Raw genomic sequence first — 24130 nt, forward strand, 5'->3', positions numbered from 1 at the left:
TAACGAATTCGTAGCAGGTTCATTGTCAGGTGTCACTAGGGTAGTTAACCTATTCGCGAGATTCGACGAGTTTGACGCCGAAACGCTCCTCGAGGGCGGCGATCCCTTCCGCGAGCGACAGGTCGCCTTCCGACAGGAGCCACTCCGCGACCGCGAGCTGCAGGGCGAAACCGTCGCTGAGGTCGGGCTTGCCCGAACGCCGGCGGACGGTGTCGAGGGCCTGGCGGATCATGCCTTCGCCCGACGCGGTGACGGTGAGGACGAGGCGGCGGTGCGAGCCGGTCTTCGGTTCGCCGTCCCGAAGCCGCCGGCAGTGCTCCACGAGGTCCCTGACGCCATGGGTCTCGGCGAACGCGACAGCGTCCTTGTGAAGGCTCTCGTCCTTCAGGCCGGCGATTTCCTTCGCCTTCGTCCACCCGAGCTTCTCGATCCTTGACCGCAACGGCGAACCCGACAGCCGACGGCCGATGCGCAGGATGTACATGGCCTTACGGCCCGCGACGCCGGCTTCGGTTTCGAGGAACGCCGCGACGGCCGAACGCTCGTCCGCGTAGCCGAGACGCCGATGGACGCCGCCGTTGACCAGGGCGGCGAGCGCCTCGCCCAACGCCATGAAGTCGGCCGAACCGGCCAGGTCCTGCGCACGGGCCAGAAGGGCGCGGTCGTCGTCGCCGAGCTCGACGCCGTCCGACCGGCGGGCGACGGCGAAGCGGTCTATGCTCGGCTCCGAGAGAGCGGGCTCGGGATCCTCGATGGGATCGACGGACGCCGGCCGGCGAGCATCCTCCGCGAAATGCTCCTCGACGAGCGCCGTAACGATGTCCGCCGGCGGCGCCACCTCCTCCGGCGGCGTCAGGGCGTCGATCGCCGCGTGGACTCGCTCCCAGGTCTGGTTGTCGCTGCCCCAGTTCATGAGGTCCTGGACGGACCACCTCGTCGAGCCGACGTCGGCGGCGACGCGGCGAAGGTCCTCGTCCTCGAGCGCGACCAGGCGCATGCGCAGGGCCTTCGACTGGGGCGACATGCGTCGGGCCATGGCGCCGAAGGCGGGCGACCGGGGGGCGGAGGGGGAGAAGCCGAGGTTGCTCATGCGAGGTCTTCCAGAAGGTCGGCCTCGACGACGCCGTACTGGCGGAGCGTTCGGCCGGAGGCGTCGACGAAGCGCACGTGAAGGACGCCGCGGCGGGAGGTCTGCGCCGCGGTCGAGGTGATGCGGTCCATCAGGGCCGGCGAGATGGCGAACGAGGCGCGGCTCGTCGACTTGCACTCGACGACGAGAATCTGGCTGGCGACGTCGCCCTTCTCGGGTCCGGCGCCGGACATAGCCGTCAGGCGGCCGCCGATGGAGGCGGCGACGTCGCGTTCGTGGCGGCGGGCGTTGCGCAGGCCGGGCGGGAGGCGGGAGAACGGCATCAGAAGCCGGCCTCGTCGAAATCATCGTCGGCGCAGCCGTCGCAGACGAAATCGCCGTCCCGAACCTCGTAATCCTCGGCGGCATAGATCTCCGCGCCGCAGGAGCAACAGAAAAGGATGCGGTCGCCCTCGTCGATGTCGTCGATCATGCCGCTGCCTTCCATTCGCCGGCGCCCTTGCCTCGCTCGACGCGCCAAGCGCTGATGGCGGCGTCGTAGATCGTCTGCTGGAGCGCCGGATCGGCGCGCAGGTGGTCGGCCCTGTCGCGGAGCGTCCTGAACGTCGCCGTCGAGAAGGCGCCGAGATCGCAGCGGACGGTGGACGGGCGGGCGGTGAGACCCCGCTTGTCGGTGAAATCGAGGATGTCGTCGGCCTGGTCGATGGCGCCGAGTCCGAGCGGGTGCGACGGATCCAAGATCATCGTCGCCTTGCCCTCCTTCGTCCCGCTGCCGAGCTTCGACTTCAGGCGCTGGAAGGTCATCTCCAGGCGCATCGCGGCCTCGTCGCCGAAAGCGTCCTTGCCGTAGTGCGTGAAGCCGTCCATCGAGACGGTGAAGCTGGGGAAGTAGTTGAGCCCCTCCCCGCCGGGGATCGTCCTGACGTCGCCGCGGACGACGAAACGCTGCCTGTACTGGTTCACGACCACGAGCGTGACCGTCCGGCCGGCGTTGCGGGCCTCGACGATGGCGCTGCCGACACGGGTCAGGAATTCGTTGACGAGCCTTGCGCGGACGCCTGGGATCGTGTCGCCGATCGACCGCATCGACATCGCCGACGGCATCATGGCCGCCACGCTGTCCACGATGACGATCGAGACGTCCGAAGCCCGGACGAGCTCCTCCGACGTGTTCATGGCGTCCTCGGCCGTCTCCGGCCGCGAGAGGATCACCCTCGACGGGTCGACGCCGTGCAGGGCGGCCCATTCGAAATCCTGCGTCCCCTCGACGTCGACGCGGGCGACCTTGTGCTCCGGCCAGATCCGCTGCGCCGAGGCGGTGATACGGTCGCAGAGCGAGCTCTTCCCCGATCCCTGCCGTCCGACGACCTGAGTGATGGCGCTGGCGGGGATCCCGCCCATGCACATCCTGTCGAGCTCGTAGATCCCGGTCGGGATGTGGCGGCGGTGGTCGACGTCGGGACGGGACGCGTCGAGGATCGTGTGGCCGAGCCCGGCCCTACCGAGCTTCGCCAGGACGTCGGCGGAGGTCCGGACGGCCGGCGCCGCGGCCTTCACGGGCGCACCTGCAGGACGTGGCGGGCGATCTCCACCCGAGCCGCGTAGAGCTGCCCCGCTGGCGAGATCGCCGGGTCGAACAGCCTCCTACCGTCGACGAGGCGGTGCGCCAGGACGACGGCCTCGACGAGCCGGCCGTACACGCAGACCTCGGCGACGGTGTAGCGCGGCCGACGGGTCGATGCCTCGACGGCCAAGGCGGAAGGCATCTGACCGTCGGCGATCCAGCGGTACAGGCTTCTGGCGGCGACGCCGAGGAGCGAGGCGAAGACGTCGACACCGACGGACAGGACCTGACGGACGGCGCCGTCGCCGAAGCGGAGGCTGCGTAGGTCGGCGTGGCGCAGGACTGCGTCGTGGTCGCAGGTGACGGGCAGGAGTGGCGAGAGGGAACGGTCCGTCGTCGAAAGGTCCAACCGCTTCGCACGGCGGCGGAGGGAGCCGAGAGCCCTGGCCCGGTATGCTGCGTCCTCCCTCATGCGACCCCCTTCGACGTTCGCGACGGAGGATACGCATGCGGATCGATACGATCAACGGTTATCGTCATACGGTCGGTTATTCTGTTCCGAAGGCTGGTCGGCTTCGCCTCCTCCCGCGATGTTCGTCATCCAGGGATAGGGCCTTCGGCCCGAGAAGAACGATGACCGGAGGAAGGGAGCGCCTCCCTGGTTCCAGCTCCCGGCTTCCTGTGGGCGATTCCGCTTCCGTTCGGACAAGGTCTCGGATTCGAACGGAAGAGGGCTGAGATCGGCTTTAAAGAGGTCGGACTACCTCTGTCCGGAGAGCGATCCTGAGGTCTCCTGGATGGCTTCCCTGCCCATCCGGGCCGCCTACGCGAGTCGGAGTCGCTGACCCCTGGAATCGACTCCGGCGACGGTAGGTAAGATTTCGGTTTCGGAGAGGCGACTAGGACCGCCCGGCGGAGCCTACCTTCCAGCCTCCCAGGAGCCAGAGCAGCTATATGTGGAACATTTCAGCTCCAAACCGTTGATATCGTTGAATCTGACCCCTCAAAACGTGACATTCCTGCCACAGTCAGAATACACCTTTTCAGACGGGCTCCTCGATCCCGATCCACGGCATCTTCGCTCGATCCGCCGCTTCCATCATGGCGTCCCTCAGGACGTCCCTCTGCGACCGCTGGACGAGGAAGGAGTCGTGGATGGGAAGGCACGTCACGCCCTTCCTCATCAGGCTCGTCAGGACGAACTCGGCCATCTCCGCATCCCGGAGCATGAACGTCGCTCCCGCGTCCGAGAAGAACAGGTTCTCGATCTGCCAGTGCACCTGCCGGATCCTGTTCAGGAGGCTCGTCGCCCGGATCCTCGCCTCCCTCGATCTCGGGATCGCGCCGATCCTCTTGTTCCCCGCGACCGACTTCATCGCCTCGTCGAACGATTTGGCGTTCAGGGCGGTCATCATCGCCGCCTTGACCAGCTTCCGGTCCCAGCCGCCGCCGATGTCGTAGCTGTCTTGCGGTGGCATCAGGCCCACCATCGCGTATGCCATCGTCGGATGGATCGTCGCGTAGTCGAGCTCGCAGACCGCCTCGCCGCCGATGAGGATCTTCCGTCGCTCCGCCTTCTTCAGGACCTGCCAGGCGCCGCCGGTGGCGTAGAACCGCCCGCCGCGTGAAAGGTCGAGGTTGAAGATCCGGACGAGGCAAGCCGATCCCGTAGAGACGTCGGCCTCGCGCAGCCACTCGTTCAGTCCCTCGGCGATGCGCCGCCACTTCTTCGTCTCGGCGGTCTCCCTGAAGTCGATCAGCTCGCCCGTCTTGTCGCGAAGCTGGACGAGGCTCTTCGGATCCGGCCTCTGCGCCTTCGGAACGCCGACCTTGGCGATCACGCCGGCGACGATGTCGAGGAGCGCCTTCGTCGGGCGGAAGCAGCTCCTCCAGCCCTCGACGCCGGGCTTCTGGCGCCAGTCGTCGATCAGATCGAGGGCCTTAAGGTGCTCGATGCCCTGCATGACCAGACGCCACGTGTAGACCTTCGACGGCTCGCGCTGCACGAATTCCGGATCGCGGAGCGCGGCGGCCTTGTCCTTGTTCCGGTCGAGGACCTTCTTCCAGACGTAGTGCTCGGCCCGGGCCGAGTAGCTGATCCAGCGGCCGCTGACCTTCGCCGCGAAATACGCCGCCAAGGCGATCGCGGCGGTCGTCTCGGCGCATTCCAGTACCTCGCACAGGGCGAGCCAGAAGGGCCGGTGCTCGTACCGCATGGAAAGCGGGATCTGGGAGTGTTCGTACGGCTCGCCGACGGTCGGCCCGATGTCCTCCATCGGGATCGGGAAATCCTGGTCGTCGCCGTAGGCCGGATAGAACGGAGTGGGGGAAAGGAGGGGTTGGGGGTGCAATTTCTCGGCTCACTGGTGGCCGGCTGGTCAGGCCGGTTTGTAAAACGGGGTATCTCAGGACGCCCGATTCGCTCAGCATGCCGATTGTTGACGCGAGAGTCGATACCCCCTAGTATTCCGCAGAGAATCGGGGGGTCTCACTGGCCTCCGGTCTCCGAAAGCCGCCCCCCGGATTGGTCTCCGGATCAGGGCGGCTTTCACATTTCGGGGTGTCGCCTCTCGTGCCGCGCCCGCGCCTTCGCGACGACGCGGATCTGGTGTTTTTCCGCCTTCAGGACGGCGAGCACGACCCGCCTGCCCCACCGTTCCTCCGCCGCCTCCCGGCCATGGCTCGCGATCAGAGACCGGACCTTCTCGGGCTTCGGGACGAAGGTCACCCTGTCGCTCCACAGGGACTCGTTGCCGTGCCAGGCGTGCAGGCTCGCATCCGACATCAGGACCTCCCCACCAGCTCGTCGAGCGCGCCGACCTTGGCCCGACAGTCCGCGCCGGCATCCCGCAGCCGCGCCGTCCACGCGACGAGGTCGGCCTGGGTGGAGGCGTCCGGATCCGGGGCGCCGGGCTCTGCCGCGCAGGACCGGAGCTCGAGCGGGATGCGTTCGGCCAGCGGGACGGCCGTCGTGACCGTGCGCGTCGTCTGGCATCCCGCGAGGGCGAGCACGACGGCGATCGCCGCGACCGTCCTCATGCGACAGCTCCCGGCCGGTCGGGCTCGCACGTGATGCGGACGCGGTCCGGATGCGCCACCAGGGCGGGATCGGCGATGAGCTCCACCGCGACGGCCGACGCGACGAGGTGGCAGGCGTTCCGGTCTGCCGTGGAGACCCGCCGACGGATCTGACCGTCCACGAGGACGAGGAGCTGCCATACGTCCGGCCGGCGGCCGTTGAACAGTTCGTCCTGCCGGCGTACCGGCCGTGGAGATTCGGTCGGCGCCGGCGGAACCGAATCCGCGTAGGCGCTATTCACCATGGCAAGGAAGCAAGCGGCCGACGCGACGATCCCCCTGTCGCCCCGGCTCCGACCCCTCCCCCGGAGGGCCAATTCACGTTTCCGCATTTCGAAATGCCCTCATCTGCGAAGGCCGTCTCATTCCCCCTCGGACGGCCTTCTCGTTTCAGCGATCCGGACCGCGCAGGCGCCGGAGGTATTCCTTGGTGACGGGTGCGAGCGGTCCGTCCCGGGCGGTGCCCTTGGCGGCCGCGGCGGCGACAATCGCGTCCTCGAGCTCCTTCCGGTCGCGGACGCGCTGGGCCCTCATGCCAGCGAGGACGACGTCCCGCCGGACCGCTTCGGCTTTAAGGATGGTGATGGTCTTCTCGGACTCGGCTTGCGCCCCGGCGATGCCGGCGATCTCGCTCCGGAGCGTCTTCCGTTCGGCCTGGTCGGCGCGTCCGGAGACGAAGAGGAACGCCGCGGCGACGGCCGCGACGAGGATGGCGCTCCAGTGGCGCAGCGCGAGGGCGATCACGCGGCGCTCCGATGCCGGCGGACGGCCTCGACGAGCGCGGCTTGGGCGGCCGGCTGTGTCATTCGGCTCCACGACCTGTCCTCGAGGACGGCGATCGCCTCGCACGGCGTGAGACCGCCGCGGGCGTCGAGACGGTCGAGCGTCTGATGGTGGTTCACCTGCGCCTGCGCTTCGTGCGGCGCGATCATCGACCATGGGATCGACGGGACGGCGCGGTCCAAGATCGCGAAGAGACGGTCGCTCATCCGGCGATCCCTTCCAGACAGAGCTTCCGCTCCTCGACCCGGCGCCTGGTCAGGCCCTTCACCTCGCGGCCGCCGGCGCGGTTCCATCGCAGGAGGGCGTCGCACGCGCCGCGGACGTCGCCTGCGTTGATGCGCTTGGCCATGGAGCTTCCGCAGAAGCCGCGCTGGCCGTAGCCGACGTTGTAGGTGACGGAGAGCATCGCCACCCTCACCTTCACCGGTAGGGTCTCGGGCGAGACGAGGCAGGCGTTCATACCCTTCTCGAAGGTCAGGAGGCTAGCCACGAGCATGTCGTCGCATTCCGCCTTCGTGCGGCTGTCGCCCATCTTCACGCCGCGGGTCTCGCCGTAGCAGACGGTCGGGATGCCCACGATGTCCTTGTAGGCTTCCGTCCGGAGGCCCTCGAAGTCTCCGATCAGCGCGACCGCCATCGCTGTCATCGCGGCGCCGCCGGTCAGGACGCGACCGGAGGTGGTCTTCGGCACGATCTTGGGCACCGCCTTCGGCGCCGACTTGAAGAGATCCAGGATCCTCACTGCTGCTTTCCCCCGTTCGACAGATTGGCTTGGGCGACCAGCCTCGCGACGAAGGCACCGCCGGCGGCCGCGCCCCCGAGGAGTCCCAGGAGGTGGTCGGGAATGACGTCGGTGAAGAAGGGCAGCGCGTACTCGGCGACCGAGAGCAGGAAGGCCGCGCCCATGAAGCGGATCGACCAAGCCTTCCGGAGGATGGACTTCCAGTCCTCGACGAACCTCATGGCGTTCTCTCCCACCCCTGCAGGCCCTTCCCGAGGACGTCCCTGCATGCGAGCTCGAGGAGCGCCGTCGCGGTCGCCTCCGCGTCGCTCGTAAATCTTCCAAAGACGAATTGCTGATGGTCGTGGGCGGCCTTCAGCCACCCGTCGCGGGTCATCCACGTGTCCGCCGAGAACCGCCGGCGGAACTCCTTCGAGCCGACGTGAACGAGGTCGACGCCGCACAACCCGCAGAGCGTCCGAAGCAACGTCAGCATCGGCACGGTCGCCCGTCCGGACCAGACGACGAAGCGGGCGACGTCGACGGCTTCGAACATCTGCGCGTAGGCGCGGGCCAGCGTCCGTGGATCGGCGGCGTCGTCGACGAGGATCTCCCTCGTCGACCTCATCCGACCGTAGTACTCGGTCGCGACACCGATGGTGCCGTCGCCGAAATGGATGGCTGACCCCTTCACGCATCCCCCGATGCAAACAGGTCCCCCGACCTGATGTGGGATGGATACGTGTCGTCCTAACCTACTACAAGGGTTAGTTTTTCCGTTAAGAAGCGAGACTCCGGCGGTGACGGTCGCGGGCGGTCCGGCGACGGTCGGCGAGGGTCACTGGCGGCTCCTGGACGCGTGCCCGGCAGACGACGTCCCAGTACGTTTCCGCCTTGCCGGTCAGGTCCTGGTACCGCTTTGCGACGGACGGATGCATGTCCGCGAACTTCAGGCGGTCGGACAGTTTAAGGACGACGGGATCGACCCAACGCTCGCGAGAAAGGGCTCCGGTGCGGCCGGCCTTCTCCATCGCCTCGAGTCCGGTCCCGATCTGCGAGACGAGGTATTCCCGCGAAACGACGACCCCCTTCCGGGCCAGGTGCTGCAACAAATCCGCGACCGTAAGCCTTCCCGTCAGAACGTCTTGCTGGATCAGAGGGGACAAATCATGGATCACGTGCTCGATCAATTTCGCGCCCACCTCGTAAACACTCCAGTTCGAGTTCGCCCTACGCGCATGTATACCCGTCGGCAGGGGGAACTCGAAACGATGTCCGACACCACACTCATCAGAACCGTGCCGCCGCACCCGCAGCGGACCATGGAATGGTATGCGGCCTTGGCCTTGATCGGCTGGGGCCTGGTACTTCTGCAGCCGCAGTCGCTTTTCCAGCGCGAAGCCTTCCAGGCGTTCGGCCACGTCGTGGCGGAGAACGCGCTCGGGTGGACCATGCTCGCCGTCGGCATCATGCGCGCCGCCGCGCTCTACGTGAACGGCCGCTGGCGGAGGACGCCCTTCTTCCGCGCCGCCGGCGCGATGGTGGGATCGGCAATCTGGTGCGGCCTCGTCGCCCTTTTCGTCGCGACCGACGTCTCGGTCTTCGTCCAGCGAGGCGGGACCCTCTCGACGTTCTTCTGGGACTACCAGACCTCCACCGCCATCGTCGTCTACGGCCTCCTGGCCGCATTCGAGAGCCTCAGCGCGTACCGCTGTGGCAAGGACATCGTCCGCGTCTCCCGACGCTGATCGCATTCGCATAGGGGGAGCGAAGACATGTTGGGCATTCCGAACGAACTCTGGGTCGTGCTGTTGGGCACGGCGCTGCCGGCGCTTTTCGTGTTCCTGGGCACGGTCGTGCAGAAGCGCCGGCCCGATCCGATCGGCACCGCGGCCATCCGCCAGGAGCCGATCTACGTGATGGCGGCCGGCGACCGCGTGGTGTTCGAGGGCATCCGCGACGCCATCCAAGGTGTTGTCGACTGCGTCGAGGACGGCGGCCGCACTGCGAAGCGCGGCATCGACGCGGTGGAGGATCTGGCGCGGGCGATCGAGCTGCTCGCGGCGGAAGCGCGGGCGAGGCGCGTCAATGTCTAGGAAGCTCGCCAACGACTATCGACGCGCCCGCATCCAGCGGCGCGTCGCCGCCGGCGACGATCCCGAACAGATCCAGAAGGACGAGGCCGCCGCCTACGTCGGCATCGATCAGGTCGTGCCGTCGGAAGCGCAGCTCTATTCCGTCTACGAGTTCGCGAGCGAGCACGAGGAGAACGCCCGGATCTACGAGCTGTTCGAGACGCAGGTCGGCGTCGCGGTCCTGTCCGGCATGACGGAGGACCAGATGGCGGCCTGCGTGCTCTCGCCGACGGACGGCCTGCCGATCTCGACGTCGCGCTTCCTGGACATCTTCGGGGACTACCTGGAGCACGCCGAGGCGCGGATCATCCTGCGCAACAACTCGGAGCTCTTCCAGACCGCCCTGACCGGCGAGAAGGGCGACCGCGTCAGGGCGCAGGTCTTCATCGCGGAGAGGAAGGCGGGCTGGATACAGAAGAAGGAGACCAAGGCCGAGATCACGCTGCAGGCCAAGATCGAGACCGAGGAACGCGTCACGGTGACCCGCACGAACGTCTTCGCCGCCCTCGACAAGCTCGCCGACCAGCTGCGCGACAGCGGCAAGACGATCGACGCCGAGGGCTTCCTGCGCGACGCCGATGCGGAGAACGCGCTGATCCCGACACTGACCGCCTTCGACGACGGCCTCTCGAACGGCAAGGCCACGATGCTGAACGTGAAGAAGACGGCGGTCCTCCCGCCCCTTCCGAAGAAGCCGAAGTGGGACGCCGAAGCGAAGTAGGCGCTTCGAGATGGATCATCCGCTCGCTACAATGGCGTAACGGGGGATTTTACGATGACCGAACTGAGCGGAGGGCTGTCCGCGGAGGACCTGGCGGCGGTTCTTGCCGATCCGGAGATGGACGTCTGCACGAAGGCGGCGATCCAGATGCAGTCCGACTTCCTGAAGAAGGCGCGGCCGAAGCAGATCATGCCGGGCGGCGACTGGGACGTCTGGGTCTTGAGATGCGGGCGCGGCTTCGGGAAGAACTTCTGCGGCAGCCACAACTTCGGCATCGCCGCCCTGAAGAACCCCGGGTCGCGCATGGCGGTGCTGTCGCCGACGGCCGCGACGCTCCGCCGAGACGCGTTCGAGGGCAAGGACGGTCTGGCGAAGGTGATCCCGGCATACGCCATCGCCGAACACCACAAGTCCTACAACGAGATCCACCTCCACAACGGAACGATCCTGCAGGGCTTTCCGATGGAGAGCCCGGACCGTCTTCGCGGGCCCAGCTTCCATGCGGGATGGCTCGACGAAGTCTGCGCCGCCGGTGCCAAAGCGCAGGAAGCCTGGGACATGTACAACTTCTGTCTCCGCCTCGGCGAGAAGCCGTGGACGATGATCACGACGACGCCGAAGCCGATGCGCCTGATCCGCGACATCGAGGCCGACAAGTTCACGAAGCTGACGATCGGCACGACGCTCGAGAACCTCGCGAACCTGCCGCCGACGCAGCAGCGCCGCCTCCTGCGGTACATGAACACGCCGCTCGGCCGCCAGGAGATCTTCGCCGAGATCCTGGACGAGTCCGACCTCAAGAACCCGATCAAGAGGAAATGGTGGGCGCAATGGGACCAGCCCCGCGTTCCTCCGCCGGCGCACATCGTCGTTAGCTTCGACACCGCCTTCAAGTCGAAGAAGGAGTCGGATTCGACCGCCTGCACCGTCTGGGGCGCCCTGCGGGTGGGCGTGCGCCGAAAGGGCGTCATCCGTCCGGAATGGGTCACCCTCCTGCTCGATTCCTGGAAGAAGAAGTTGGATTTCCCGCACCTCAAGCGCGCCGCCTACCTCGAGCGCGAGAAGTGGATCGGGATGGCCGGCGAGGCATGCGAGGTCACGACGCTGATCGAGGACAAGGGCTCCGGACAGAGCCTGATCCAGGAGCTGAACGCCGCCGGCGTGCCGTGCGTGCCGTACAATCCCGGCCACGACTCCAAGCTCATGCGCGCCCACGCCGTCAGCGATCTGTTCGCCGAGGGAGCCGTCTTCGCCCGCGTCTACGACCATCCGCAGGACGGACGGATCTTCGTGCCGACGGCCGACGAGGTGATCACGGAATGCGAGAAGTTCGGCGACGAGGGCGTGCCGTCGGACGACTACGTCGACTCGACGAGCCAGGCCCTGACGTTCCTGCGCAACGAGGGTTGGTTGGGCAAGGAGTCGGACCGCGAGTTCCACCAGGCGATCTCGGCCGAGCCCCCCGAGGAGAAGGACGATAACGGCTGGGACGACGACGAGGACGAGACGGAGCCGCTCTACGCGTGATCGCCGTTGAGGTTCGAGTGATGAACTTGTAAAAGACCGTACGACGGGGGAGAATGCACATGGGAAGCAAGGAGTTCGGCGAGTTCGCGCCGGTGGATCCGCTAGACATGTTCCGCGACATGGAGGAGGTCGAGCTCGAGGACCTCGACGCGGCGTCGTCCGACGCGGACGAGCCCGAGGACCACTTCGCGAACCTCGTTACGACGCTCGACGTGGACGATCTGAAGAAGATCGCCTCCGAGCTCGTCGACCGCGTCGATACCGACATCGAGGAACGGGACAGGCACGACCGCTTCATGCTGAAGGGCATGGAAGCGATGGGCATCGATAGGGACGAAATCCGCACGGGTGCATTCGCCGGTTCGTCGACCGTACGACATCCCCTCCTCGCGCAGGCCTGCGTCGACTTCCAGTCCCGCATCACACGCGAGCTGCTGCCCGCCGGCGGCGCCGTCCGCGCCGTTCCGAGCGAGGGCTACGACGAGGCGTCCGGATCGCTTCGCCGCGCCGAGGTCTACGCCAACCGGCGCATCCTGTCGTCCGGCGGCTGCGGCTATTCGGAATCGCTCGAGCAGGCGTTCATCCGTCTTCCGCTGGCCGGCAGCGTCATCCGCAAGGTCCGTCAGGGTCCCGACGGGGCCGTGTCCGAGACGATCGCGACCGGAGATTTCGCTGTCCCGTATTCCGCGACGACGCTCCAGTCCTCGCCCCGGAACACGCACATCCTGCGCCTGCACAAGCACGAGGTGGACCTCAACTTCCGCAGCGGCCTGTGGAAGCGCTTCGATCTCGACGAGCGCGGCGACGAGAGTCGCCGTCCCGAGTCGCAGTCGAAGAAGCACGCCCAGCGCGTCACCGGACAGTCGAAGTCCAGCGAGGACGACGATCGCTACGTCTTCTACGAGGTCCATTGCTGGTGGGCCGTCGAGGACGAGGAGGAGGAGCGCCCTTACGTCGTCGTGATCCATCCCGACACCGAGACCGTGTGCATGGTCCGGCGGAACTGGGATCCCGCCGACGGCGCGATGCAGCCGATCCAGCACTTCGTCCACTATCGCTACCTCCCGTGGGAGGGCTTCTGGGGCATCGGCCTCTTCCACCTCATCGGCGGCCTGTCGTCGGCCGCGACCGGCTCGCTGCGGGCCCTGATGGATTCGGCCGTCCTCCAGAACATGCCGACCGGTCTGGCCGACAAGAGCGCCGGCGTCACGAAGGGCGGCAAGCTGAAGCTCGAGCCGCTCGGCTTCACGAACGTCACGCTTCCGACCACCGGCGGCGACAGGGACATCCGCAAGCACTTCATGCCCCTGCCCGTCGCCGGGCCGTCGGCGACGCTGTTCTCGCTCCTGCAGTTCATGGTGTCCGAGGGCAGCGAGTTCGCCTCCGTCGCGATCAAGGGCCTGGCGGACGCGTCCGAGCAGGCGCCGGTGGGAACCACGATGGCGCTCGTCGAGCAGGGCTCGATCGTGTTCGCTTCGATCCACCTGCGTCAGCATCGGAGCTTCGCGCAGGAACTCCGTCTGTTCCAGCGCGTGACCCGCGACTGGATGCCGGCGGAGGGCGACGACGGCGTCCAGAAGGAGGACTTCGACGACGTCCTGATCCTCGTGACGGCCTCCGACCCGTCCACTTGGTCGTCGGTCCAGCGCGTGACCCAGGCCCAGGCCGTCGTCCAGATGGCCCAGCTCGCCAACTCTCTCGGCGTGAAGGTCGATCTGCGCTCGGCGTTCATCACCATGTCCAAGGCGCTCGGCGTCGAGGATCCGGAGGCCATGTTCCCCAAGGAGGAGCAGCCGCAGCCGCCCCCGCCGATGCAGCCCCAGGAGGAGTTCGCGGCCATTCTGCGCGGGCAGCCGACGCGGGCGTATCCGGGCCAGAACCACGATGCCCACAAGGCGTTCTACGAGCAGGTCCTGCAGGATCCGTCCTACGCCAAGGCGCTGGAGAAGGCCCTGCCGTCCGTCCTCGCCTGCCATGCCGACCACACGGCGCAGGGCGTCCTGGACGAGATCGCCCGCATCACGGGCCAGCAGCCGCCCGAGGTCGACCCGATGCTGTGGCAGTCCGCCATGGTCGCGGCCGAGGCGGCCGCCCGTCTCGCGCAGACCCGTCGCGCCTCCGATCCGGCCGTCGTCGCCGTGCAGGAGGACGCGAAGACGCGGATCGAGATCGAGAACCGCAAGCTGCAGCAGCGCGACACGCAGATCATCCAGACCGGCGAGCTCAAGTTCGCCGAGCTGGCGAGCCGCGAGCGCATCGCCGTGGCCGAGATCGAGGCGAAGGCGGCGAACCTCGTAACCGAGGCGTCGATGCAGCGCGAGGAGGCCGAGCGACGTTCGGCCGACGCCCGCGAGAAGGCGGCGTTCGACGCCGCGAACAAGGCACCGGAGGTCGTCCTTTGAGCGACGCACGCCGTCTCATGGAGCGTGTCCAGGAACTCCTCCTGGAACGCAAGGCCTCGATCGCCGCCGGGGTTCTCGACGGCTCCCTGCCCGACCATTCCCAGTATCTGGCGCAGTGCGCCGAGATCCGGGCGCTCGACACAGTGTGGGTCAGCGTCCTCGGCTCCTACGAGGCCATGACGGCCGAGGGAGAGATCGAAGAAGAACCCGAAGAAGGAGAAGACAGTTGAACACCCAGTCCCCCGTCCTCGCCGTCGGCGGTCCCGTCTCGGCCCTGCCGAAGACCGATCCGCGTTTCCCGCCCGTCTCCGACGTGCCCATCCCGCTCGGCCATCGCCTCGTCGTCCAGCACGCCAAGGTCTCGCAGACCTACGCAGGCACGTCGATCATCAAGCACGTCGCGCAGGTCGAGGCCGAGGCTTACCAGTGCACCGAGGCGAAGGTTCTGAAGGTCGGCGACGACGCCTGGCGCAACCGCGAGACCGGGGTCGAATGGGTGGGCGGCGCCAAGCTGCGCCCCGGGGACGTCGTGCTCATTCCGATGACGAAAGGGCTCCGCTTCACGCGCGACGACTGCACCCTCCAGATGATCGAGGACATCGTGCCGCTCGCCCTACTGGAGCGGCCGTCGGCCTGATCGACTGCGTCGGACGAAGAAAAGCGGCCTCCGGGCCGCTTTTTTCGTTCGGGGGTATTCGAGTTGGACGTGGCGACATCGTAAATAGTCAGGAGACGGATGATCGGATGATACCGGGGAGCTTACGCATGAGCGACGGAACCGAGACGAAGGCGCCGAGGAAGGCCAAGGCGCCGGCGAAACCGAAGGACGAGGCCGCGGCGGTCGAGGCCGAGGCCGTCGAGGACGACTACGTCGCGCCGCGTTCCCGGGCCCGCATCGCTCGCGCCGACGCGTCGGTGCAGGCCATCCGCAAGAAGATGTCGATCTCCGACCAGGGCGGCGAGGGCCTCGTCCTGACGCCAGAGCTGAAGCTCACGATGTGATCCGGACCGCGGGCCGCACGACCGGATAACGGGGCCCGCGATTTTTTTCGACGACGCCGCTTCGAGATGGACGGGGCGGCGTCGTACACTTCCGTCATCGAAGGGATCGGGGGATCCCGCAGGCGCAGCGAGCGCCGGACAGTTCGAGCCGGGGGATCGATCCATGCCGCAGTCCAAGGGCCTCAGGGCCGTCCGCCACACGTCGGGCTACATCCGCACGAGCGAGGTGAAGGGCGGCATCGCGTCCGGCTACAACACCGACATCTTCCTCGGCGACCCGCTGAAGATCGCCGCCGACGGCACGTACGTCCGCTCGGACGGCGCCGTCGTGGACGGCATCTTCATGGGCGTCCACCTCGTCGACTCGCGCAACGAGTACCGCGTCGAGAAGAGCTGGGTCGCCGGCACCGTCACGACCGACGTGAAGCTCCTCGTCGCGACCGAGACCTCGGGTCTCGAATGCGAGATCTCCACCGACGCCGCCGCGCCTTCCAACATCGTGGGCAAGGCGTGCAATCTCACGATGACCGCCGGATCGCACCTCAACGGTTCGTCCGCCGTCGTCCTCAACGTCGCCTCGGCAGCTACCCCCGGCACCGCCGTCCGCGTCAAGGGATTCTCGAAGAAGGTCGGCAACGTGCCGGGCGACGTCGCGATCCTCGTCGTCGAAATCCTGTAATCCGGTCGAGGGGGAAACCGACCCATGTCCAACATCATCACGACCGCCAACTTCCGGCGCAGGGTCCTGCCGATCCTCGACCGCTCGTTCGACGACCACACGGCCAAGGGGCCTGAAGAGTGGAAGAGCTGGTACGACGTCGAGGACGGCGCCGCGGCCGCCTTCGAGGAGGAGTCCGGCCTGACCGGCTTCGGTCTTCCGACCGAGCTCGGCGAAGGCGAAGCGATCACCTACGACATCGCCAAGGACGGATTCGTCACGCGCTTCCTCTGGTCCGAGTTCGGCTCCGGCTTCAAGATCACCAAGCGGATGATCGAGGACGGCCAGGGCGAGAGCCTCACGACCAAGCTATCGAAGATGCTCGGCGTCTCGTTCCGCGAGGCCCGCGAGCTCATCCACGCCTACCTGCTCAACTCCGCCTTCACCCGCGTCCGCCCGGACTTCGACAAGAAGCCGATCATCGCGACGGACCACCCGATGGCGGGCTTCGGCATGGGCGGGCAGGTCTGGTCGAACCGGCTTCCCGACGCGCAGTTCTCCGAGGCGGCGCTCGAGGACGCGGATATCTTCATCTCGAAGGCGACCGACCAGCGCGGCCTGAAGATCTCGCTGAAGGCCAAGGACATCGTGATCCCGTCGGAGCTCAAGTACGACGCGGTCCGGATCCTGCGATCCAACGGCCAGGTCAACACGCCGAACAACACGGCGAACGCGCTCAAGATCGAGGGCACGTACGGCACGGACGCGAAGGTCCTACGGTACCTGACCTCCTCGACCGCCTGGTTCATCATGACCGATGCGGACCGTGGTTTCATCCACAAGACCCGCAACGCCCTCGAGCGCGGCATGCACGGCGACTTCGAGACCGGCAACACGGCCTATAAGGCGACCGAGCGCTACGGCGTGAACATCGGCGACGTCCACAAGGTCTACGGCTCCGTCGGAGCCTGAGCTCGGCGCGGTTGGGGGACCGCGCAGGGAGGAAGGAAGGGCCGGTGCCGCGAGGCCCCGGCCTTTTTCTTTGCCGCCGCTTCGAGATGGACGGGGCGGCACGTAATTTCGCGTCGGGGGATCAACGACATGGCGGACGTGGAAGTCCAGGACCTGCCGCAGACGCAGCTCGACGGTTTCGCCCTCGTCGAGATCGGCGGAGCTCTGTACCGCCGGTCGACCAACGGATTCGGCGTCGATCCCGAGCTCGTCGCGACCGTCGAGGACCTGTCGGCCGACGTGGTGCAGCTCTTCGACGACGTCGCGGACGTGCGCGAGGAGCTGGAGGGCAAGGCCGACGCGGGAGAGACCGCGGTCACCTTCGCGCAGCTCGGGACCGACCTCGCCGACGTCGCCGGCGACGTGACGCAGCTCTTCGACGACGTGGCCCAGATCCGGGAGGACCTGGAGGGCAAGGCCGACGACGCTGACGTCGATGCGCTGGCCGCATCGGTCGCCGACCATGAAACCCGCATCGTCACGCTCGAAGCCGCGGCGAACGTCGCCGCACGGCTGAAGGGCGCGAACGTACGCACGGTCGGCCCGGGCGGAGACTGGACGACGCTCTCGGCCGCGATCGCCGCGCTCCGCGTCGCTAACCGGGATCCGGACGCCCGCGTCACCGTCAACATCGCCGCCGGCATCTACGTCGAGAACCTGACATTCCAGCCCGGCGAGGACTGGAGCTGGGTGGACTTCTTCGGCCCCGCCGGGGTCGAAGTCCAGCCCTCCGCCGTCGCCGTCTCGGGCAATTCGAGGGACTATCGCCACGCCTGGACCGTGCCCAACGGCGCCGTCTTCTCCGTCGGCGACCAGGTGGACGTCAGGCTGATCGTGGCGCAGTCGAACAGCGCCGAGTACCAGAACGTAGGCAACTGCCTCATCACGGCGGTCGCCGGCAACGTCGTCACCCTGCGCGTGCGGACGCTGACCAGCTTCATCCCCGCGAACCCGGCTAACTATTTGCTGATGAAGGTCCCGGTCCAGGTCCGGACGTCGCAGACGATGGAGCTCAAGGGCGTCCGGTCGCCGACCTTCTTCAACGTCGGATTCCGTCCGAACGGCTCGCCGACGGCGAACGCCGCCTTCGGCGTCATCCGCGTCTCGTCGGGTGGCGTCCTGCGCACGATCCGGCGCGAGGTCACGACCGACAACCCGCGCTGCGACCTTTTCGTCTGCCACGGCGGGCCCGGCATCACCGTCGACCGGTACGGCATGCTCCGCGGCTCATTCTCGAGCTGCAACAACGACGCTTCTGGCATCATCGCGGTCCAGTCGGAGCTCCAGCTCGGGCGCGTCCAGACGAACGCGAACGGCGACGGCTGCTACGTCATCTTCTCGAAGCTGAACCAGTACGGCAACGCCGGCTCTCCTCAGGAGGCCCTGTTCTGCGGGAACGGCAACTCCGGTCTCATCGGGATCCGGCAGGCCGACGGTCACGTCTACGGCGGCGTCGCTCTCGGCAACCAGAACGACGTCTTAGTGGACGTCAACGCCCGTCTGACCGTCGGCAGCTTCATCGCGAGCGTCTACTCGCCGCCGGCGAACACACTGAACAACAAGAATTCGTTCATCGCGACGTATTGAGGTGGAAGCCGTGCTTTTCCTGATCCACGCCGAGCGGCCAGGCCTCGTCCTCTCGACGCATGCCGACAGCCAGCTTCCCGATCTGCTCGCGCTGCCGGCGGACACGTACACCGTCTGCCGCGTCGTCGATCCGATTCCCGAGCCGCCCGTCGCCTTCCCTCCCTCGACGGCGCTGCGACCGGTGCCGGCCGTCTACGAGGTCGTCGAACGTACGGAGGCGTCCGCATGAGCACCCGCCTCGACTACGACGAGCTCTTCGAAGAGGCGTCCGGCCGCATCGGCGGCGAGGCCGTGGCAGGCTTCACCGCCCGCGAAGGCCGCCTCGCGCTCCGGCTTCTGTTCTCGGACTGGGCGAACCGCGGCTGTCAGATGTGGCAGCTCGACGAGATCGTCGTGCCGTTGGCCGCGGCGACCACCCTTCCCGCCGACACGACCGACGTCGTCGAGGCGTTCGTCCGCATCGACGGTCGGGACCGTACCATTCAGCGGATCGGCCTGACGTCCTGGGTCGACGTCGAGGAGAAGAGCGCCGCAGGCCGCCCGTGCTCGTACCTCGTCGAGCGGCGCCGCGACGCGCCCGTCCTCCGCATCTCTCCCCTGCCCGACTTCGCAGGCGAGCTGCACGTCTGGCGGATCCGCGAGGCGACCGCAGTGTCGTCGATGTCGGACTTGGTCGACGTCCCGGAGCGCTTCCTCGCCTCCGCCGCGGCGGGGCTGGCGTACCAGCTCGGCCTGAAGCGGCTCGCGAAGCAGGCGGCCGAGAAGAACGAGAACCTCCGCTTCCTCATCCAGACGCTCAAGGCCGAGTACGAGCAGCTGCTCCTGAACGCGCTCGAAGCCGACCGCGAAACGGCGACGATCCGGTTCGCGGTCGACATGGGAGGCTACTTTGACTGACTTCAACGAGCTGGCCCTCGCGATCCCGCGCTGGCTGAACTCCGACGAGGACGAGCTCGTCGACGAACTCCCGTCCATCATCCGGTCGGCCGAGGAGCGCCTGAGCCGCGATCTGCAGCACCGTGCGCTCTATGCCGAAGCGACCGGCACGATCTACGCCGGCCAGTCTGCGCTCTCCATCCCGACCGATCTGATCGGCGTCCGCCGACTCGCGATCGTCGACGCGGGCGAGACCGTCGTGCTGCGCCGTCGGACGATATCCTTCCTCGACGAGTTCGCGCCGCGAATCTCGCTTGTCGGTCGGCCGAAGTTCTACGCGGTCCGGTCCACGAACTCCTGGCGCGTCGCCCGCACGCCCGACGCGGACTATCCGTTCGAGCTTCTCTACAAGCGTCGGCTGGTCGGTCTGTCGCCTCAGAACCCGACGAACTGGCTGTCGGAGAACGCCTACGACGCCCTCCTCCACGCCGCCTGCGCACGGGCCGCGTCCTTCCTGCACGACGACGAGAAGGCGGCGACGAAGGCCCTGCACGAGGACGAGTACGGCCGCTTCGTCTCCGCGCTGAACGCCGAGTCCGAGGAGGACGAGTACCAGCCGGGAGAAGCCGCATGAGCACCGCGACGCAGCGCAACCGCCTCGAGCTCATGGACTACGGATCGAACCTGGACACCTGGGGCGACAAGCTCAACCGGAACTTCCGCAATATCGACGCGGCCTTGGACGGCAGCCTCGCGGTCGACCTGACGGCCGGCGGACACGTTCTGGTCGCCTCCGACTTCGTCGAGGACGAGGCGCGCCGGCGCGTGCTCCGGACGACCGGCGGCGGCAAGCTGACGATTCCCGCCGTGGAGAAGGTCTACTACGTCCTGGCGCAGGATCCCTTCAGCGCGACCGACGGCACGACGACGGTGCAGGTTCCCGCCGGCTTCTCCGTCCTCCTGGCGCAGCCCCTGTCGGTGCACTCGTCGGCGAAGAACACGAGCGTCGCGGTCTTTGCGTATCCGGCGGCGATCGGGGCTTCGCACCTGTCCGGCCTGGTGCTCGTCGCCGGCACGGTCCCGGCCGTCATCCCGCCGGGCGGCTACGTCGACGTCAAGGCCACGGCCGCCGCGCAGGTCGGCAACGTCCGCTTCGCCGCCGGCGCGTCGGCGCGCCTCGTCGGATCGGCGTCGGGCATCGTCGTCATGAGCGAGACCGCAGGGGTGACCCGTGTCTGAGGTCCGTGACGCCACGCCCCTGAATAGGTTCGAGCTGACCCGCACCGGCGAGGGCGTCGGGATCTGGGCGGCGGTCGGCGTCAATGCCGTGCTGTCCTCGATCGACGAGGCGATGGACGGCGCCGCCACCATCGCGTCCGGCAGCATCGTCGCCCGCACCGGTTCGTCCGACGACCTGCGCCGGCGCGTCTGGCACGTGGTAGGCGATGCGCGGACGATCTTCGTGCCGGAGTTCGCCGGCGTCCGTTTCGTCTCATGCGACGCGGCCGGCGTCGTCCTGCGCACATCGCGCAGCTTCGTCGAGCTGCCGGCCGGCCTGTCCACGGTGCACATGCTCGACGGGACGATCCGGCGCGTCGTCGATCGCGATCCCATCGCCGTGGACGTGCCGACGGCGAATCCAGTGAAGCGCCGGACGGTCTCGCTGATGTCGACGCTTGCGGACGCGGTGCTCCCGGCGCCGACGCCGGGCGACTGGATCGTCGTCTCGGCCGGGCCGAACGGCTCGACGATCACCGGTCCCATCCAGAGCCGGATCCAGCGCCGCGGCCTGGCGACGCTCGGCCGGACGCTGACCACCGGAGGCCGCCGCATCGTCGCGGCATTCTGGGACGGGGACACGACCTCCGTCCGCATCGGCGCCGGTCGGACGGCGCGCTTCGTCGCCTACGAGGGGACCTGGATCCAGTGCTGAGACACTTCAAGACGTTCCCGGGCGTCGTCACGGATGACACGCCGTATGCCAGCCAAGGCTTCGCCACCGCCTCCAACCATATCAGGTGGGTGGAGGGGAAGGCGGAGATGCGCGGCGGCTACGTCGACGCCTGCCCGGGCTTCCTCGTCCCCGGTAAGACCCGGTCGCAGAGGCAGTGGACCACCGTCCGCGGCCAGGCCCTCACGGCGCTCGGCTCGACGGAAGGGATTTTCGTCGTCGTCGAGAAGCGCGTCCACGACGTCACTCCCACCCTCGCGAGCTTCGACGGCACGATCCAGGGATCCAGGATCTTCGCCCCCGGCCACGGCGTCCGTCCGGGTCAGCTCGTCCACGTCCGCGGCGGCGGCGTCGGCTCGACCCTCGTCCTGCCGGCCGATCCCTTCCGCACTGCGGCCGGCCTGTCCCAGGTCCTCGTCTCGGCCGGCGGTCACGGCCTGCCGGACAACACGCTCCTGAAGATCGCCGGCGCGACGCCCGTCGACGGCGAGAACGTCAACGGCCTGCGCACGGTCCTCGCGGCCGGACCCGACACGCTCGTCCTCCACCTCGACGAGGTCGCGGCCTCGACCGCCTCCGCCGGCGGGACGCCGACGGTCGACGCCTATCGGGCCTGCCGCGTCGTCTCGGTCGAGGCCGATGCCTTCATCGTCGATACCGTCGGCAACGGCGACGTGACCGTCGTGCCGACACTCCTCCCGGGCCGCGAGGACGGCGTCCTTCCGGGCGGCTACGGCGTCGGCGGCTACGGCGTCGGCCCTTTCGGCGCGAACATAAGCTACGACACGCGGGCGGCGTTCCTGCCCCGTGTATGGAGCCTCGACACGTTCGGCGAGACGCTCGTCGCGGCGCCGATCGGCGGGCCGCTCTTCCGGTGGGATCCCAATCCCTCGAAGCGCGCCGTCGTCGTGCCGAATGCCCCGGCGCATATCGACTGGCTCTGCGTCACCGCGGAACGGGTGCTCATGGCGTTCGGGTGCACGCACCTCGACGGCGTCTACGACCCGTTGGCGGTGCGTTGGTGCAACGTGGGCGACTTGGACATGTGGACGCCGTCGAGCGCGAACAATGCTGGCGACGACCGCTTCGGCCGCGGAAGCTACATCGTCGCGGGCTTCGCGACCGATGCCGGCGTCGTCGTGTGGACGGACACGGCCGTCTACGGCGGGAGCGCGACCGGCGATCCGTCGCAGTTCTACCGGTTCGATACGATCTCGGACAACTGCGGCCTGGTCTCGCCGAACGCCGTCGTCGTGCGCGCCGACGGCGAGTGCTGGTGGCTGGGTCCGGGCAACGTCGTCTACGGCATGGCAGGAGGCAAGCCCCGAGAGGTCGACTGCCCCGTCACGTCGTGGCTGACCGTCGATCCGGTTCAGGCCTACAAGGCCTTCGCGTGCACCGACTCCAGGTTCTCAGCCGTTACCTTCTACGCCGGCGACCGGTACATCCGCTTGGACACGAAGGAGGCCGCGGCGAATCCCCGGCTCGGCTGGAGCGTCGGAACGCACGACATGACGACGTCCGGCGACCTGTCGGTGATGGGATATGCCATGGCGGTTCGGGCGGACGGTAAAGTCGTGGCGCAGGACGTCGGGACATCGTTCGACGGCGAGCCAATCACGGCCTTCGTCCGCTTCGCGCCGTCGGAACTCGCCGACGAGAACGGCGACGGGGAGTTCTGCGTGAACCTGAACCGGGTGCACCTGGACTGCAGGCTGACCGGCGCGATCAAAGTGCGGGTCATCTCGAAGCGCTGGCCCGAGCTTCCGGACCGCGTGAAGGGCCCGTGGATCTTGACACCGGAGAAGCTGAGGTTCGATCCGAGGGTTCAGGGCCGCCAGTTCGCGCTCGAGGTCTTCTCGGACGGAACGGCCGACGCCTGGCGCCTCGGGCTGCCGAGGGTCGACACGTCGCAGGGGCCGCGTCGATGAGGATCCCCAACTCGCCAAGGACCGGGATCGCGGCGCTGGATCGGTTTCTCTCGGACCTGGTCGCGGCGCTGCGGAAGCCCGAGTCGGAGAGCTACCTGCCGACTGTCCCGTTCGAGGCCGTGGACAGCGTCGGCGTCGGCCGGTCGGGATATCTCTTTCAATGTCCGGATCACCCGGATGGGTACCGCTTGGGCGTGACGACGGGTACGGAGGTCCGTTGGATCTGAGCCTGTGGCTTGCCGGCCGGTAGGTTCTCGCACAACGTGTGTGTAAGGAGGACCTGACCTTGGCGACAACGAATCAGCAGCAGCAACGCGAGATCCTGAAGCTGGCCATCGGCCAGCTGGACACCATGCTGACGCTCGCAACGACGATGCGGATCCAGCAGTACCTACTCCGCAAGAATGCTTCCGGCTTCCGCGACTTCGAGGAGGAAGTCGCGCACCTCGACGACCAGATCGCGATTCACGGAACAGGCGTTCTTGCGGACCGTCAGAACATTCTCAGGCGTCCGAACCGATGGGACGACGACAACTTCATGCCGGAGGACGTACCGCTGGGTTCGCATGAACTCGGGGCATACATCGACAGTTTTCCTCTTGATGCTGCAGGTTCCTCGTACGTCTTCACACTGCTGGAGGTTTTCGGGAACGATGTCGCCGCCATCGTCAGTCCCGGCTCGATCTCGCGCAACAAGGCTTGGCACGAGGACGTGAAGGGTTTCGCCGATCTCCGTGATCCGAACCAAGTCACAACGGCGCAAGCCGCATTCGGGAAGCACTTCGGAATTGCTGGTCCCGACGTGCCGGAGATCGCGGCGCGTCGCATGGTCGAGCTCAAACGGATCCGAAACGAGTTCGCGCATGATGGCTCGGGGCGAGTGGATTTCGAGGGCTTCCTCAAGGATGTCGTGGCCATCGTTTGCCACATTGTCTTCCTGACTACGGACGAGGATCGCCTGTCGTCGTATCCTTGGGAGGACCACATGAAACAGTTCGATCCTCAGACGAAAGTCTGACCTTCGAGTTAGACCTTTCGGTTGGTAGTTTCTCCCCATTGGGGGGTGCCGGTGGGTCTCGACGAAATCTTTGCA

General features: G+C 67.4%; 33 protein-coding genes. 18 read left to right on the top strand and 15 right to left on the bottom strand.

Annotated features, from left to right (window positions below; translation table 11 throughout):
• Positions 1-49: 49 nt before the first annotated feature.
• The 15 genes from AUL32_RS16650 to AUL32_RS16715 form a co-directional block, all read right to left on the bottom strand.
• Positions 50-1090: a hypothetical protein gene (locus AUL32_RS16650; RefSeq protein ID WP_062117224.1), complete on the bottom strand. Its 1041-nt coding sequence runs from the start codon at positions 1088-1090 to the stop codon at positions 50-52.
• The gene (locus AUL32_RS16655) at positions 1087-1413 is read right to left on the bottom strand and encodes a hypothetical protein (RefSeq protein ID WP_062117227.1); all 327 of its coding nucleotides are present in this window, start codon (positions 1411-1413) and stop codon (positions 1087-1089) included. The genes AUL32_RS16650 and AUL32_RS16655 overlap by 4 nt, the downstream gene beginning before the upstream one ends.
• The gene (locus tag AUL32_RS25305) at positions 1413-1562 is read right to left on the bottom strand and encodes a hypothetical protein (protein ID WP_156421505.1); all 150 of its coding nucleotides are present in this window, start codon (positions 1560-1562) and stop codon (positions 1413-1415) included. Before AUL32_RS25305 ends, AUL32_RS16655 begins: the two co-directional genes overlap by 1 nt.
• Positions 1559-2647, bottom strand: a complete 1089-nt coding sequence (locus tag AUL32_RS16660) for an ATPase domain-containing protein (protein WP_062117229.1) — start codon at positions 2645-2647, stop codon at positions 1559-1561. Before AUL32_RS16660 ends, AUL32_RS25305 begins: the two co-directional genes overlap by 4 nt.
• Positions 2644-3063 carry a helix-turn-helix transcriptional regulator gene (locus tag AUL32_RS16665; protein WP_156421506.1) on the bottom strand — a complete coding sequence of 140 codons (420 nt, stop codon included), beginning with the start codon at positions 3061-3063 and terminating at the stop codon, positions 2644-2646. The genes AUL32_RS16660 and AUL32_RS16665 overlap by 4 nt, the downstream gene beginning before the upstream one ends.
• A 634-nt stretch (positions 3064-3697) precedes the next feature.
• Complete coding sequence (locus AUL32_RS16670; RefSeq protein WP_156421507.1) at positions 3698-4930, bottom strand: hypothetical protein; 1233 nt, start codon at positions 4928-4930, stop codon at positions 3698-3700.
• A 272-nt stretch (positions 4931-5202) separates the two neighbouring features.
• Complete coding sequence (locus AUL32_RS16675; RefSeq protein ID WP_062117239.1) at positions 5203-5439, bottom strand: hypothetical protein; 237 nt, start codon at positions 5437-5439, stop codon at positions 5203-5205.
• The gene (locus tag AUL32_RS16680) at positions 5439-5693 is read right to left on the bottom strand and encodes a hypothetical protein (protein WP_062117241.1); all 255 of its coding nucleotides are present in this window, start codon (positions 5691-5693) and stop codon (positions 5439-5441) included. The genes AUL32_RS16675 and AUL32_RS16680 overlap by 1 nt, the downstream gene beginning before the upstream one ends.
• Positions 5690-5977 carry a hypothetical protein gene (locus AUL32_RS16685; protein ID WP_156421508.1) on the bottom strand — a complete coding sequence of 96 codons (288 nt, stop codon included), beginning with the start codon at positions 5975-5977 and terminating at the stop codon, positions 5690-5692. Before AUL32_RS16685 ends, AUL32_RS16680 begins: the two co-directional genes overlap by 4 nt.
• A gap of 145 nt (positions 5978-6122) precedes the next feature.
• The gene (locus tag AUL32_RS16690) at positions 6123-6476 is read right to left on the bottom strand and encodes a hypothetical protein (protein WP_062117247.1); all 354 of its coding nucleotides are present in this window, start codon (positions 6474-6476) and stop codon (positions 6123-6125) included.
• Entirely contained in the window at positions 6473-6721 is a 249-nt protein-coding gene (locus AUL32_RS16695; RefSeq protein ID WP_062117250.1) for a hypothetical protein, read from the bottom strand. Before AUL32_RS16695 ends, AUL32_RS16690 begins: the two co-directional genes overlap by 4 nt.
• On the bottom strand, positions 6718-7161 hold the full coding sequence (locus AUL32_RS16700; protein ID WP_062117498.1) for a lysozyme: 444 nt from the start codon (positions 7159-7161) through the stop codon (positions 6718-6720). Before AUL32_RS16700 ends, AUL32_RS16695 begins: the two co-directional genes overlap by 4 nt.
• Positions 7162-7253: 92 nt before the next feature.
• A complete protein-coding gene (locus AUL32_RS16705; RefSeq protein ID WP_062117253.1) occupies positions 7254-7478 on the bottom strand; it encodes a hypothetical protein in 225 nt (74 codons plus the stop codon).
• Positions 7475-7930, bottom strand: a complete 456-nt coding sequence (locus AUL32_RS16710) for a hypothetical protein (RefSeq protein ID WP_062117256.1) — start codon at positions 7928-7930, stop codon at positions 7475-7477. Before AUL32_RS16710 ends, AUL32_RS16705 begins: the two co-directional genes overlap by 4 nt.
• 85 nt (positions 7931-8015) lie before the next feature.
• Positions 8016-8426 (bottom strand): hypothetical protein, encoded by a 411-nt coding sequence (locus tag AUL32_RS16715; RefSeq protein WP_062117259.1) that lies wholly within the window; start codon positions 8424-8426, stop codon positions 8016-8018.
• Between the two features lie 81 nt (positions 8427-8507).
• Here AUL32_RS16715 and AUL32_RS16720 point away from each other — a divergent pair, with 81 nt between their 5' ends.
• The 18 genes from AUL32_RS16720 (at position 8508) to AUL32_RS16810 (ending at position 24055) form a co-directional block, all read left to right on the top strand.
• Positions 8508-8984: a hypothetical protein gene (locus AUL32_RS16720; protein WP_062117261.1), complete on the top strand. Its 477-nt coding sequence runs from the start codon at positions 8508-8510 to the stop codon at positions 8982-8984.
• A gap of 27 nt (positions 8985-9011) precedes the next feature.
• On the top strand, positions 9012-9332 hold the full coding sequence (locus AUL32_RS16725) for a hypothetical protein (RefSeq protein WP_062117264.1): 321 nt from the start codon (positions 9012-9014) through the stop codon (positions 9330-9332).
• Entirely contained in the window at positions 9325-10092 is a 768-nt protein-coding gene (locus tag AUL32_RS16730) for a hypothetical protein (RefSeq protein ID WP_062117267.1), read from the top strand. The genes AUL32_RS16725 and AUL32_RS16730 overlap by 8 nt, the downstream gene beginning before the upstream one ends.
• A gap of 54 nt (positions 10093-10146) precedes the next feature.
• Positions 10147-11619 carry a terminase large subunit domain-containing protein gene (locus AUL32_RS16735; RefSeq protein WP_062117270.1) on the top strand — a complete coding sequence of 491 codons (1473 nt, stop codon included), beginning with the start codon at positions 10147-10149 and terminating at the stop codon, positions 11617-11619.
• A gap of 59 nt (positions 11620-11678) precedes the next feature.
• Positions 11679-14021 (top strand): cell envelope integrity protein TolA, encoded by a 2343-nt coding sequence (locus AUL32_RS16740; RefSeq protein ID WP_062117274.1) that lies wholly within the window; start codon positions 11679-11681, stop codon positions 14019-14021.
• A complete protein-coding gene (locus tag AUL32_RS16745; protein ID WP_156421509.1) occupies positions 14018-14251 on the top strand; it encodes a hypothetical protein in 234 nt (77 codons plus the stop codon). The genes AUL32_RS16740 and AUL32_RS16745 overlap by 4 nt, the downstream gene beginning before the upstream one ends.
• A complete protein-coding gene (locus tag AUL32_RS16750) occupies positions 14248-14658 on the top strand; it encodes a hypothetical protein (RefSeq protein ID WP_062117280.1) in 411 nt (136 codons plus the stop codon). The genes AUL32_RS16745 and AUL32_RS16750 overlap by 4 nt, the downstream gene beginning before the upstream one ends.
• A 128-nt stretch (positions 14659-14786) precedes the next feature.
• The gene (locus AUL32_RS16755; protein WP_062117283.1) at positions 14787-15023 is read left to right on the top strand and encodes a hypothetical protein; all 237 of its coding nucleotides are present in this window, start codon (positions 14787-14789) and stop codon (positions 15021-15023) included.
• Between the two features lie 163 nt (positions 15024-15186).
• Complete coding sequence (locus AUL32_RS16760; RefSeq protein ID WP_062117286.1) at positions 15187-15702, top strand: hypothetical protein; 516 nt, start codon at positions 15187-15189, stop codon at positions 15700-15702.
• Positions 15703-15726: 24 nt separating this feature from the next.
• The gene (locus AUL32_RS16765; protein ID WP_062117289.1) at positions 15727-16653 is read left to right on the top strand and encodes a hypothetical protein; all 927 of its coding nucleotides are present in this window, start codon (positions 15727-15729) and stop codon (positions 16651-16653) included.
• 129 nt (positions 16654-16782) lie between these two features.
• A complete protein-coding gene (locus AUL32_RS16770; RefSeq protein ID WP_062117292.1) occupies positions 16783-18279 on the top strand; it encodes a hypothetical protein in 1497 nt (498 codons plus the stop codon).
• A 10-nt stretch (positions 18280-18289) separates the two neighbouring features.
• A complete protein-coding gene (locus AUL32_RS16775; protein WP_156421510.1) occupies positions 18290-18508 on the top strand; it encodes a hypothetical protein in 219 nt (72 codons plus the stop codon).
• Complete coding sequence (locus AUL32_RS16780; RefSeq protein ID WP_062117298.1) at positions 18505-19176, top strand: phage adaptor protein; 672 nt, start codon at positions 18505-18507, stop codon at positions 19174-19176. The genes AUL32_RS16775 and AUL32_RS16780 overlap by 4 nt, the downstream gene beginning before the upstream one ends.
• Complete coding sequence (locus tag AUL32_RS16785) at positions 19169-19789, top strand: phage adaptor protein (protein ID WP_062117300.1); 621 nt, start codon at positions 19169-19171, stop codon at positions 19787-19789. Before AUL32_RS16780 ends, AUL32_RS16785 begins: the two co-directional genes overlap by 8 nt.
• Positions 19786-20394 (top strand): hypothetical protein, encoded by a 609-nt coding sequence (locus AUL32_RS16790; RefSeq protein WP_062117312.1) that lies wholly within the window; start codon positions 19786-19788, stop codon positions 20392-20394. Before AUL32_RS16785 ends, AUL32_RS16790 begins: the two co-directional genes overlap by 4 nt.
• Positions 20387-21088, top strand: coding sequence for a hypothetical protein (locus AUL32_RS16795; protein WP_062117315.1), 702 nt, complete (start codon positions 20387-20389; stop codon positions 21086-21088). Before AUL32_RS16790 ends, AUL32_RS16795 begins: the two co-directional genes overlap by 8 nt.
• On the top strand, positions 21082-23037 hold the full coding sequence (locus AUL32_RS16800) for a hypothetical protein (protein ID WP_062117317.1): 1956 nt from the start codon (positions 21082-21084) through the stop codon (positions 23035-23037). The genes AUL32_RS16795 and AUL32_RS16800 overlap by 7 nt, the downstream gene beginning before the upstream one ends.
• 286 nt (positions 23038-23323) lie before the next feature.
• Positions 23324-24055, top strand: a complete 732-nt coding sequence (locus AUL32_RS16810) for a hypothetical protein (protein WP_062117323.1) — start codon at positions 23324-23326, stop codon at positions 24053-24055.
• Positions 24056-24130 lie beyond the last annotated feature (75 nt).

The organism is Aureimonas sp. AU40, assembly GCF_001463785.1.
Classification (GTDB): domain Bacteria; phylum Pseudomonadota; class Alphaproteobacteria; order Rhizobiales; family Rhizobiaceae; genus Aureimonas.